The following is an 11,605-nucleotide window of genomic DNA, read 5'->3' on the forward strand; positions in this document are numbered from 1 at the left end:
TAAATGTGAAGACACAGTAAGGAGGAAGAAGGAAATGCCATTACTGAACGAAAACTACCAGAACCTGGAAGAAAGCTATCTGTTTGCGGAGATCGCAAGACGGGTCAGCAAATATGAAGAAGCCCATCCGGACCAGAAGATCATCCGGCTGGGGATCGGAGACGTGACAAAGCCTCTGACAAAGAAAGTGATCGAGGCGCTCCACAAAGCGGTGGAGGAGCAGGCGGTTTCCGAAACCTTCCGGGGATACGGACCGGAGAAAGGATATGATTTCCTGCGGAACGCCATTTCTGCGTATTATAAGAAAAACGGAGCGGACGTAGATCCGGATACCATCTTCATTTCCGACGGCGCAAAAAGCGATACCGGCAACATCACAGATCTGTTTGGCAAAGAGAATGTAGTCCTGGTGCCGGACCCGGTTTATCCGGTCTACGTAGACACCAATCTCATGGACGGCCGTAAGATCGTTTATATGAACGGTACAGCAGAAAATGATTTCCTGCCCATGCCGGATCCGTCGGTGAAGGCAGACCTGATCTATCTGTGCTCGCCCAATAACCCTACAGGAGCCTGCTACAGCAAAGAGCAGCTGGAAAAGTGGGTGGCGTATGCAAAAGAAATGCAGGCAGTGATCCTGTTTGACGCGGCTTATGAAGCTTTCGTGTCAGATCCGGCGCTTCCCAGAAGTATCTTTGAGATCGAAGGCGCAAAAGAATGTGCCATCGAATTCTGCTCCTTATCCAAAACAGCAGGATTTACCGGAACCAGATGTTCTTACACCGTCATTCCCAAAGAACTGGTATTCCCGGCATCTAACGGAGCAGAACTCTCCCTGCATGCCATGTGGAACCGGAGACATTCCACCAAATTTAACGGGACGCCGTATATCGTGCAGCGTGCGGCGGAGGCAGTCTTCACAGAAGAAGGAATGGCGGAGTGCATGGAAAACATCGAATACTACCGGCAGAATGCAAAGATCATTGCCGATGTGCTGAGAAAGAAAAACATTCCCTTTACCGGAGGCGTGAACTCTCCCTATATCTGGTTTGAGTGCCCCAAAGGCATGGAATCCTGGGAGTTCTTTGATTATCTTTTGACCCATGCCCAGGTGGTGGGAACACCGGGAGCCGGGTTTGGCGAAAACGGCAAGAATTATTTCCGCCTGACGGCATTCGGACAGCACGAGAGTACGGCGGAGGCCATGCGGCGGTTTGAGGAGTTGTTTTAACTAACATTTTATGAAGTGTTTACAATTAAAAATGTATAAAAAGAATAGAATATAAGCAATTCAAAAAATATAAAATGATAAATAAGTGCGGATTTTCCAAGCGTTCTTAGAGCGCGCATTGGAACTCCGCGCTTTTTTTATACAGTAAAATGAGTAAAAAATGTATAACACAATTTTTACACTGCTTTACAAAGGTATGATAGATTAGCATTTTTTAACATGCTAAAATACAACCCGTTAAGCGATACGCTATGTTCTGAAAGGAGGAGTCAGAAAGAGAATGAAGAAGCAAAGACAGGCTGCCTTTATCGGAAAAATGATAGGATGTATTTTCTTCCTGTTTATTTCTCTGTTTCCGATATACTGGCTGGTGGCCATGGCAATCCGTCCTGTAAGTGAAATGGAAGGGAATATTTCATTACTCCCTGGTGCAGTGACGTTGGAATATTTTGCAGATCTATTCCAGAATGAAGGATTTGGACAGGCAATTGCAAACAGTTTGCAGACGACATTTGGTTCCCTGATCATATCATTGCTTGTGGGAATCTGTGCGGCGTATGTGATTGCAAGAAGAAGGTTTCAATTTAAGATGAAACAGCCGATGACCTACTGGGTGCTTCTGGTGCGTGTATTACCGCCGGTTGCATTTGTAATACCGCTGTACATCATGTTTAATCAGGTAGGGTTGATCAATACAAAGGTTCCGGTAATGCTTGCATGTGTATTGATTAATGTTCCGCTTATTATCTGGTTTTTACTGTCTTTCTTCCAGGAAATTCCGGAAGAGGTTGAAGAAAGTGCCAAGGTAGACGGAGCAACGGAGTGGCAGTTGTTTACAAGAGTCGTCATGCCTCTTGTCGCACCGGGAGTTGCAGCAGTATCCATGCTTTCTTTTATGTATGCATGGAATGAATATACCTATACGGTTATTTTCACAAGGAGTTCTGTAAATAATACAGTGCCGTTAGCATTGGCTCTGCTGAATACCGAAGACAGTCTGACAAATTTCGGGCTGGTAGCGGCAGGCGGAGTGATATCGGTGATTCCGATTACATTATTTGTTATTTTCGCACAGAATTACCTGATTTCAGGTCTTTCCAGTGGTGCGGTGAAAGGTTAAGAGGAGAAAAGAAGAAAATGAAAAGAAAAAGTTTATGTATGATTTTAGCAGGAATGATGGCATTATCTCTCACAGCATGTGGAGGAAACGGCGGCGGAGACAGTGCAGAGGCATCTGCAGATGGAAGCACTACCATGTCCATTGCATTAAGAGGCGGCGTGTATGCCGATGTAATCAAAGAGTGTCTCCCGGCATTTGAAGAAGAACATAACGTAACCATTGATGTACAGGAACTTTCCGAAGAAGATCTTCATACATCTGTGGCGTTAAATGCAACCAGTGCAGAAGGAGCGTATGATCTGGTAATGGTTGACGGTTCCTGGATGGCAGAGTATACAGAAGCGGGTGTGCTGGCGAATCTTTCTGATCTTGGATATGAACTGGATGATGATATCATCGAAGCAACTACTTCTATCTGCTATGTAGACGATAGCGTTTATCTGGCTCCATATTATGGAAATGTAACCGTTCTGATGATGAACAAGGCGAATGTAGAAGAAGCCGGTTATACGGTGGATAGCGTGGATTCGCTGGAAGCGGTTCTTGATATCTGTGAACAGGCAAAAGCAAATGGTAAGAACGGATTCCTTTATCGTGGAGACAATCAGAACAACCTGGTAGTTGACTTCCTTCCGATCCTGCTTTCTTATGGCGGATGGGTAGTAGATGAGGAGAATCAGCCTACTGTAAACAGCGATGAATTTATTGATGCAATGAACTATTATGTAGAACTGATCGGAACCGGCGAAGCACAGGTAAAAGATGACCTGGTAGCGTCGATTGATAACGGCGCAGCTACCATGGGAGTTGCATGGCCGGGATGGTATACCCCGACAGCTGATTCTGCGGCAGATTATATCGCGATGAGCGGAAAAGCTACCAGTGATGCAGAGGCATTCGCGTCCAACGTATATGGAATCTGGTGCCTGGGTGTTCCGGAAAACAGCCAGAACAAAGAACTTGCAACAGAACTTTTGAGCTATCTGATGGACAAAGACGTGCAGTATAGTACTGTAGAGTCTGGCGGAGTACCATGTCGTTATTCAAGCCTTCAGGATGAAGAGGTACTTGCAAAATATCCGCAGTATGAGGTGGTTTGTAAAGCGCTTGAGACAGGCGTATACCGTCCGGTTATTGCAGAGTGGACAGAATTCTATACCACTCTTGGTTCCGAAATGGATAATATTATCAACGGAGCAAAAACAGTAGAAGAAGGTCTGAATGATGCGCAAACAGAGTTAGAAGAACTGATGGCAAGGTGATCCTATGGCAAAGAGAAATAATTTAAGTGAATCTGCTGTGCAGGCAAAACGATTCAGCACAGCCATGATTACTCCTACTTTTATCGTATTGGCAATTATGACCGTATATCCGTTGCTTTTCACATTTGTATACAGTTTTACGGATTATAACCTGCTGGGAACGATGAGCGGATCGGTAAATGCAACCGGTATAAAAAATTATACAGATATCCTGACAGACGGCTATTTCCAGCAGTCTGTCTGGAACACTGTAAAGTTTACAATCCTGACTGTAGTGTTTGAAATGTTAGTAGGATTTATCATGGCGTTATTTGTAAACAGCCTGAATAAAGGGCAGAAGATCATGCGTACACTGCTGCTTCTTCCCTACCTGCTTCCCACGGTAACAGTGGCGCTGATCTGGAGAATGATGCTTTCTCCGAACTACGGAATTGTCAATCAGTTTTTGGAGAGTTTACATATTCCGGTATACAACTGGTTTTCGGATATTGAAACAGCGTTTGGTATGCTGGTCCTGATTGATGTATGGCAGTGCGCTCCATTTGTGTTCCTGCTTCTTTATGCAGCTTTACAGTCTGTTCCGCAGTCACAGTATGAGGCTGCGAGAATGGACGGCGCAGGCCCGCTTAAGATATTGTTTTATATCACAATACCTAATATTAAAAAGAGTTTGGCTCTGTGCGCACTGTTAAGAACCATCGACAGTTTCCGGTTGTTCGATAAGGTAAATCTGTTGACTGGCGGCGGCCCGGCAAACAGTACATCTACGATTACACAGTATCTGTACAATTATGGTATCAAGACGTTCGATTTTGGATTTGGCAGCGCCGGAGCCGTGGTAATGTTGATTATTGTACTCATCCTGTCGAGTTTCTATATCAAGAGGGCTATAAAGTAGAAAAGAAGAGAAATATATGAAGCTTACATTTGTTAATGTCGGTTATGGAGAAGCGATTCTTCTTGAATGGGAAGAATCGGGCCATACATTTACAGCATTGATTGATGGAGGAAGTTCGGAGGAACGCGAGTATCAGGCGCGTTCCTCCGAACGTATTCCCATATGGAAGTATTTAAAAAAAATAGGAATAGAGCGGCTGGATCTTATGGTCTGTACACATATACACGAGGATCATGTGGGCGGTCTGGTTAAAATAGCTCAATTATATCCAGTGAAAGAATTTTGGCAGGGATTTTCGCCGGAGTTCTACAAAAAAATGTACTGGATTGATCCTTTACTTGCAGAAGCACCTGCGCAGAACAGGTTTATACAGGCATTAAATCAATATCAGGCATTGTGTGAAACCGTTGCAAAGCAGGGTGGGAAAATCTGTAAAGTCTCAGAAGGAACAGAGTTGTTCTGTGGAAAGAACAGGAGCATAAAGGTTGTCGGACCGTCAGAAAACAGACTGGCAGCTGTTGAAAGAGATCTGGTAAGTCTTTTTGAAGATAAAATACTGGAATCCTTTTTACAGAGAGTATCCTGCCTGGACGAAGGAATGAATAATCAAAGCCTGATTTTGCGAGTGGAATGGAGTGGCGTTTCGATACTGCTCCCCGGTGATACCAATCGTGAAGGATACGAAGATCTGTCAGAGGATTCTGTCAGGGCGAATATTTTTAAACTGGGACATCACGGACAGAAAGATAGTATCAGTGATGAACTTCTGGAGAAGATTTCCCCGGAAATAGCTGTGTGCTGTGCGTCAAGTGACCAGAAGTATCACAGCGCAGATGAAAAAGTCATGATACAATTGGAAAAAAGTGGAGTGAAAATATTTTTTTCCGATTGTCCGCCGGTTATGGGGAAACAGGTGCCGCCCCATCAGGCATTGGTATTTCGTATAGAAGAAGGGGAAATTAAAGAGAAAAAATATATTTCGAAGGAGAAAGCGTATGAATCAGAAATATGATGTGATGGTGATCGGACCGGTATCCCTTGATCATAATATTGATTATGAAGGAAATGAAAGAAACGAGATTGGCGGCGCTGTGGTGGCTTCTGGATTTGCGGCGGCAGGAAGCGGCGCAAAGACAGCGATTTTCTGTAAATTTAATTCAAAGGATCTTACGGTTTCCGGATGTTTCGGGGGAATCCGGGCAGATCTTTACCAGGGAGAGTCTGCGCATACCTGTGCTATAAAAAATCAGTATTTTACAGCAGATAAAGAAAGAAGAGCGTGTACATCTCTTGGCGTATGTGATCCGTTTCGGTTTGAAGAACTGCCGGAAATAGAGACAGATGTCTATCATTTTGCCGGTCTTGTCTATGGCGACTTTGATGGAGAACTTCTTGAGGAAGCCGCCCGGCACGGCAAGGTTGCGCTGGATGTCCAGTGTATGCTCCGGCATGTGGAGGCGGACGGTTCCATGCAGTTCCATGATTGGGCAGAAAAAAAGAAATATCTGCCGATGATCCATTATTTAAAGACGGATGCGGCGGAGGCGGAAATTCTGACAGGACTGACTGACCGGGCAGAAGCCGCAAAAAAACTGTATGGATGGGGTGCAAAAGAAATTGTGATCACCCATAATACGGAAGTGCTTGCGTATGACGGCAACAAAATATATACCTGTCCAATTAAGGCAAGAAATCTTTCGGGGCGGACCGGAAGAGGAGATACAACATTTGCGGGATATATTGCGGCGAGACAGAAGGAATCTGTGGAAGATGCTCTATTATATTGTACAGCCCTGGTTTCGCTGAAGATGGAGACGCCGGGACCATTTAAAGGAACAAAAAAAGACGTGTTGGAGTATATCCATGAATTCTACAAATAAGCTGTTTAAGAGAACTGTTATGATGGTGTCCGGGATCGCATTTATCAGCCTCTGCGTTGGTCTTTACCGTCTGAGTGGTTTTGGGGTTGATGCCTTTACATGTATGAACCTGGGAATCAGCGGATTCCTGGACATGCAGTTCGGAACCTGGCAGCTGATCATGAATGCCATGATCCTGGCAGTAGTGTTTTTTACTGCCAGAGAATGTATTGGGGCCGGGACCATTGTCAATATGGTCTGCGTGGGTTACGGAGCAGATCTCCTCTGCTGGCTGGTGCAGGACGCGGGACAGGTAGAGCTGACTCTTCCCCTGCGAATCGGAGCCCTGGTTCTGGGCTCTGTTTTTGCAGGTCTGGGCGTGGCCTTTTATATGGTGGCAGAGATGGGGGTTGCACCCTATGACAGTGTGGCGATTATTATAGAGAAACTGACCGGGGGAAAGATTCCTTTCCACTACGGAAGAGTGGGGAGTGATGTTACCGTGGTGATCGTGGGAGTGATTTTCTGCCTGCTGGCAGGAGATTCCCTGTGGACTATCATCGGACTTGGTACTATCTGCAACGCCTGCCTTAACGGACCGCTGATCCAGTTCTTCCGGAAGCATGTCAGCGAGCCGTTGCTGAAGAGGTAACTTTTAGTATATTAGTAGAACGTCTGGGATACATAGGAACGTACATACTCCAGGAATTTCCGGATGGCCGGGGCCGGGTTATCGGCATCAGACCAGGCAACGCCCAGCGTCCGGGTATAGTGGGCGTCAAAGGGCCGCACGCATACCCGGAACGGAGCCTGTTCCAGAAGAAGGCGGGGCAGGATCGTGACGCCGAAGCCCTGCTCTACCATTTTTAATGTGGCAAAGTCTTCGTTGAGCTGATATTGGACTTTGGGAGAAATGTGGTTGCTTTTAAATATTTTTCCTGTTTCATAGTCCAGGCCATCGGAAGATAAGATAAAGTTTTCTTCCCGGATATCTTCCAGGAGGACGGAAATCTTTTCGGATAGTGGATGACCGGCAGGGAGGACCAGCATTAGTTCATCCGTGCCAAGAGGAATAAATGGCAGATCAGGAACAGAATATTGGGAAACGAAGATACAGTCCAGCTGACCGGACTGTATCTTTTCTTTTAGTCCGCTGAATCCGTCCACAGTAAGTTCAAACCGGATGCCTGGGTATCGTTCGGAGAAGGTCTTCAGGATATCCGGCAGCCAGTGATAGGAAATGCTCTGGATGGTACCGATGCGGATATAACCTTTTTCCAGGTGGTTAAGACCTTCGGCGATGCGGGCGATCCGGGCTTCCTCCTGGCAGATGATCCGAAGAGAGGCTGCGATCTCTTCTGTGCCCGGCAGAAGTTCCATTCCCCGCTTAGATCTCCGGAAGAGCCGGACGCCCAGATCCTTTTCAAATTTCCGGATGGTCTGACTGACCGCAGACTGGGTATAATTTAACAACTCGGCAGCCCGGGATATATTTTTGACTTCACAGACAGTCAGGATGACTTTGTATTTGCTCATATGCTCTCCTTACCTGTATCCATAAGAAATGCTTAAGGATAACATTAAATTCTCTGGCTTTTCGATGGTTTTCTGATGTTTTATTATAAACATATATGATATTTCTTTGTCAATCACAGAAGGGAAAGAAGGAGGGATAAATGTGAGTCAGGAATACTGGAACGGAACGCAGGCAGCTCACCGGAGAGTTATGATGAAAGCGGCCGGATATTCAGATGGTGATATTCGGAAAAAGCCCCATATCGGCGTGCCTAATTCTTACATGGCTGGTTCTCCGGGAACTGCCCACTTAAGACAGATCACAGAAGCGGTGAAGGAAGGCATCTGGGCAGCAGGAGGGGTGCCGGTGGAATTTGGTATTCCGGCTACCTGCGGCAATATTGCCAATGGAGCCGAGGAACTGAAATATGAGCAGGTGGGAAGGGACATTGTGGCGATGTCTATTGAATTTGTCACCCGCGTTCACAATTTCGACGGCCTGGTGATGACAGCCTCCTGTGATAATATCATTGCCGGGTGCTATCTGGCAGCGATGCGTCTTGATATACCAACTATGGTTGTTACCGGGGGTTCCATGCAGCCGGGCCAATACTGTGGAAAGACGGTGGTGGAGGCGGATCTGGACGCGGCCAGATTCTCCGGAGCATCCGAAGAAGAACTGATGGAGATGGAGGATAATGTCTGTCCTTCCTTTGGGGCTTGCCCGTCCATGGGAACCGCCAATACCATGCAGATGCTGGGGGAGGTACTTAACCTGGTGCTGCCGGGGACTTCCACGATTCCGGCATCAGATAATGCAAAACTCAGAAAGGCCCGGGAGGCTGGAAAATATGCGGTAGAACTGGTGAAATCCGGGCGCAGGCCATCACAGCTGATCACCAGGGAAGTGCTGATGAATGCTATCATGTTTGATATGGCAGTTGCAGGATCCACCAATGCGGTGCTTCATATTTTATCCTATGCATACGAACTGGGTATCAGGCTGACGCTGGAGGATTTTGAAAAATATGCAGAAGAGATCCCGTGTATCAACGCAGTTGTGCCAAGCGGCCCATATACAGTGGTAGATTTCCATTATGCGGGCGGCGTCATGAATGTGATGAAGATGCTGGAGAGTAAATTGTATACGGATGTCCCGGGAATGTACGGGAACACCTGGAAAGATATGCTGGCTATGGTAACGCCGCAGGAAAACAAGGTGATTCATTCCCTGGAGCGCCCGCTGTTTCATGAGCCGGGGCTCAAGATCCTGCGGGGCAACCTTTCGCCAAATGGTGCAATTGTACGGCCGACGGCTGTGTATGAAGAAGTAAAATATATGAAAGGCAAAGCGAAGGTATTTGATGGGGACCGTCCGGCGTTTGAGGCGATCCAGTCTGGTGAGATTGTGCCTGGAGACATCATCGTAATCCGTTATGAAGGATGTAAAGGTGCGCCCGGTATGAAGGAATTGATGCTTAGTATCGACGCGCTGATCGGACTTGGGCTTCATAAAAGTGTGGGTCTGATCTCAGATGCAAGATTTTCGGGATTCAATTATGGAGCCATTATCGGTCATGTATCGCCGGAAGCTTATGACGGGGGAAATATCGCACTCGTGGAAAATGGGGATGAGATCGTGATCGATATCCCGGGCGGAGAGGTTTCCCTTCTGGTATCAGACGAAGAACTGGAAAGGCGGAGAAAAAATTGGGTATGTCCTCCGCCAAAGGAAGAAAAAGGCTGCTTAAATATCTTTGCGAGAATGTGCCGGCCTGCAGAAGAAGGGGGCGCTATGCAGCCCTGGGATCTGGATGCAAAGTATAGATAAGGAAAAGTGTTTGTGATAAAATAAAATGCAGAAATATAGGGTATCTAAAAAACGATTAGGAGGGTGCAGAAATGTTACTGTTATCAAGAGAAGATATCAAAAAAGTTTTTACAATTAAGGATGCCATTGAGGCGGACAAAAAGGCATTCCAATATGTAGTGGAAGGAAAATGTGAGATCCCGCTTCGGACCAATATCCAGGCGCCGAAATATGACGGCTGCTTCCTGTTTATGCCGGCATATCTGGAAGAGATGGACACAGCGTCCTTAAAGATCATCAACATTTTCCCGCACAATATTGACAATGGAATTCCGTCCTCCCCGGCGCAGGTGCTGCTGATCGACGGAAAGACAGGTCTTGTGACAGCGGTTCTGGACGGAACCTATGTAACACAGCTTCGTACAGGTGCGGCTTCCGGTGCAGCGTTTGACGTACTGGCTAAAAAGGACTGCCGGATCGGTGCGCTGATCGGAACAGGCGGACAGGCGCCTACTCAGCTGGAGGCAATGCTGGCTGCACGGAAGCTGGAAGAAGTTCGTGTATATGATATGAACCCGGAAAGAACAAAGGCATTTGCAGAACAGATGCAGGAAGAACTGAAAGCATACGGCACAAGGATCGTGGCGGCAGCATCTTCTGATGAAGCGATTGATGATGCGGACCTGATCATCACCGTAACTCCTTCCTCTAAACCAGTATTTGACGGAACAAAAGTAAAACAGGGAGCAACCATCAGTTGTGTGGGAGCTTACCAGCATCATATGCAGGAGATGGATCCGGCGATCCTTCCGAGAGCGTCCAAGATATATTTTGATTCCCGTGATGCGGTACTGTCCGAGTCCGGCGATATTCTGATCCCGCTGGAGCAGGGAATCATCACAGAAGACGACTTCACCGGAGATCTTGGAGATGTGCTGCTTGGAAAAGTCGTGGGAAGAGAGAACGACAATGAGATCATTGTATTCGAGACAGTAGGCGTAGCGGCTCAGGATCTGGTGGCAGCAAAAGAAATTTATGACAAAGCTGTAGAGGCTGGCGTTGGAATCCAATGGGGCTAGGAGCTTATAGGAAATAAATTTTGTGGGAAATAAATATAGAAAGGCAGGAGGAAAAGAAATGCCGCATATTGAAATCAAGATGTATCCTGGCAGAAGCGAGGAAGTAAAAAAAGATATTGCAGAAAAGACAAGAGACTTTCTTGCAAAAGAAATGAATATGGAAACAAAATTCTTTTCCGTATCAGTAAAAGAAATAGAGAAAGAACAGTGGCAGGAAGAAGTGGTGGAAAAAACACCAAAAGAAGAAATGTATGTAGAGGCCAACTTTTAATTGGGGACGGGGGATTTCTGGAAATCCCCCGTCCCCAATTGGTTTTTATCCCCGAAATGTGGATAAGTTATGTGGGAAGGATGTGGATAGAGTGTGGATAACTCGGGGTAAGAAAAAAGGTGAAAAAAATTTAAATATAAGGGTTGACATTTGGTTTTTTGCATGATATTCTATCACAGCTGTCGCAAGTGAACGCTGCGGAAACAAAGCTGCGAAAACGGACAGCAGAAAAAAATAAAAAAAGCTGTTGACAAACGCTTGAAGATGTGATAATCTAATATGGCTGTCGAAAACAGCGGAAACACCAAGAACTTTGATAACTAAATAATAGACAACGACCCTGAAGATTCTTTTGAGAAGAATAATTCAGAGAAAGGCATCGAAAGATGCCGACCCAAAAACAGTAAGTAACGGGATAGGAAAAGCGAGTAGTTTTTCCTGGACCGAGAGAGAACTTTTTTACGAGAGTTTGATCCTGGCTCAGGATGAACGCTGGCGGCGTGCCTAACACATGCAAGTCGAGCGAAGCGCTTAAATTAGATTTCTTCGGAATGACGATT

Annotated in this window: 11 protein-coding genes and 1 rRNA gene; 11 read left to right on the forward strand and 1 reads right to left on the reverse strand. The window is 46.2% G+C overall.

The genetic code is table 11. The features are described from left to right. The first annotated feature begins 34 nt into the window (after positions 1-34). The 7 genes from BKD12_RS08575 (at position 35) to BKD12_RS08605 (ending at position 7,022) form a co-directional block, all read left to right on the forward strand. Positions 35-1,231 (forward strand): LL-diaminopimelate aminotransferase, encoded by a 1,197-nt coding sequence (locus BKD12_RS08575; protein ID WP_070088908.1) that lies wholly within the window; start codon positions 35-37, stop codon positions 1,229-1,231. A gap of 280 nt (positions 1,232-1,511) precedes the next feature. Further along, positions 1,512-2,351, forward strand: coding sequence for a carbohydrate ABC transporter permease (locus BKD12_RS08580; protein WP_070088909.1), 840 nt, complete (start codon positions 1,512-1,514; stop codon positions 2,349-2,351). A gap of 17 nt (positions 2,352-2,368) precedes the next feature. Continuing rightward, a complete protein-coding gene (locus BKD12_RS08585; protein ID WP_070088910.1) occupies positions 2,369-3,613 on the forward strand; it encodes a sugar ABC transporter substrate-binding protein in 1,245 nt (414 codons plus the stop codon). Positions 3,614-3,617: 4 nt separating this feature from the next. Beyond that, a complete protein-coding gene (locus BKD12_RS08590; protein WP_070088911.1) occupies positions 3,618-4,511 on the forward strand; it encodes a carbohydrate ABC transporter permease in 894 nt (297 codons plus the stop codon). Positions 4,512-4,527: 16 nt separating this feature from the next. Beyond that, positions 4,528-5,523: a ComEC/Rec2 family competence protein gene (locus tag BKD12_RS08595; RefSeq protein ID WP_070088912.1), complete on the forward strand. Its 996-nt coding sequence runs from the start codon at positions 4,528-4,530 to the stop codon at positions 5,521-5,523. Continuing rightward, positions 5,507-6,391: a PfkB family carbohydrate kinase gene (locus BKD12_RS08600; protein WP_070088913.1), complete on the forward strand. Its 885-nt coding sequence runs from the start codon at positions 5,507-5,509 to the stop codon at positions 6,389-6,391. Before BKD12_RS08595 ends, BKD12_RS08600 begins: the two co-directional genes overlap by 17 nt. Beyond that, positions 6,375-7,022, forward strand: coding sequence for a YczE/YyaS/YitT family protein (locus BKD12_RS08605; protein ID WP_070088914.1), 648 nt, complete (start codon positions 6,375-6,377; stop codon positions 7,020-7,022). Before BKD12_RS08600 ends, BKD12_RS08605 begins: the two co-directional genes overlap by 17 nt. An 11-nt stretch (positions 7,023-7,033) precedes the next feature. Here BKD12_RS08605 and BKD12_RS08610 read toward each other — a convergent pair whose 3' ends face one another. Then, a complete protein-coding gene (locus BKD12_RS08610) occupies positions 7,034-7,906 on the reverse strand; it encodes a LysR family transcriptional regulator (RefSeq protein ID WP_070088915.1) in 873 nt (290 codons plus the stop codon). A gap of 142 nt (positions 7,907-8,048) precedes the next feature. Here BKD12_RS08610 and ilvD point away from each other — a divergent pair, with 142 nt between their 5' ends. The 4 genes from ilvD to BKD12_RS08630 form a co-directional block, all read left to right on the forward strand. Continuing rightward, positions 8,049-9,716, forward strand: coding sequence for a dihydroxy-acid dehydratase (gene ilvD / locus BKD12_RS08615; protein WP_094078746.1), 1,668 nt, complete (start codon positions 8,049-8,051; stop codon positions 9,714-9,716). A 71-nt stretch (positions 9,717-9,787) separates the two neighbouring features. After that, on the forward strand, positions 9,788-10,774 hold the full coding sequence (locus BKD12_RS08620; protein WP_070088916.1) for an ornithine cyclodeaminase family protein: 987 nt from the start codon (positions 9,788-9,790) through the stop codon (positions 10,772-10,774). Between the two features lie 58 nt (positions 10,775-10,832). Next, positions 10,833-11,045 (forward strand): tautomerase family protein, encoded by a 213-nt coding sequence (locus BKD12_RS08625; RefSeq protein ID WP_070088927.1) that lies wholly within the window; start codon positions 10,833-10,835, stop codon positions 11,043-11,045. Between the two features lie 457 nt (positions 11,046-11,502). Beyond that, positions 11,503-11,605: ribosomal RNA gene (locus tag BKD12_RS08630) — 16S ribosomal RNA — on the forward strand; the annotation flags it as partial.

It is taken from the genome of Merdimonas faecis, assembly GCF_001754075.1.
Lineage (GTDB): Bacteria > Bacillota > Clostridia > Lachnospirales > Lachnospiraceae > Merdimonas > Merdimonas faecis.

What these genes read in the sequence shown, in the direction of transcription:
- BKD12_RS08575 (WP_070088908.1), top strand. Translation starts at nt 35, where the DNA reads ATGCCATTACTGAACGAAAACTACCAGAACCTGGAAGAAAGCTATCTG.
- BKD12_RS08580 (WP_070088909.1), top strand. Translation starts at nt 1,512, where the DNA reads ATGAAGAAGCAAAGACAGGCTGCCTTTATCGGAAAAATGATAGGATGT.
- BKD12_RS08585 (WP_070088910.1), top strand. Translation starts at nt 2,369, where the DNA reads ATGAAAAGAAAAAGTTTATGTATGATTTTAGCAGGAATGATGGCATTA.
- BKD12_RS08590 (WP_070088911.1), top strand. Translation starts at nt 3,618, where the DNA reads ATGGCAAAGAGAAATAATTTAAGTGAATCTGCTGTGCAGGCAAAACGA.
- BKD12_RS08595 (WP_070088912.1), top strand. Translation starts at nt 4,528, where the DNA reads ATGAAGCTTACATTTGTTAATGTCGGTTATGGAGAAGCGATTCTTCTT.
- BKD12_RS08600 (WP_070088913.1), top strand. Translation starts at nt 5,507, where the DNA reads ATGAATCAGAAATATGATGTGATGGTGATCGGACCGGTATCCCTTGAT.
- BKD12_RS08605 (WP_070088914.1), top strand. Translation starts at nt 6,375, where the DNA reads ATGAATTCTACAAATAAGCTGTTTAAGAGAACTGTTATGATGGTGTCC.
- BKD12_RS08610 (WP_070088915.1), bottom strand. Translation starts at nt 7,906, where the DNA reads ATGAGCAAATACAAAGTCATCCTGACTGTCTGTGAAGTCAAAAATATA.
- BKD12_RS08620 (WP_070088916.1), top strand. Translation starts at nt 9,788, where the DNA reads ATGTTACTGTTATCAAGAGAAGATATCAAAAAAGTTTTTACAATTAAG.
- BKD12_RS08625 (WP_070088927.1), top strand. Translation starts at nt 10,833, where the DNA reads ATGCCGCATATTGAAATCAAGATGTATCCTGGCAGAAGCGAGGAAGTA.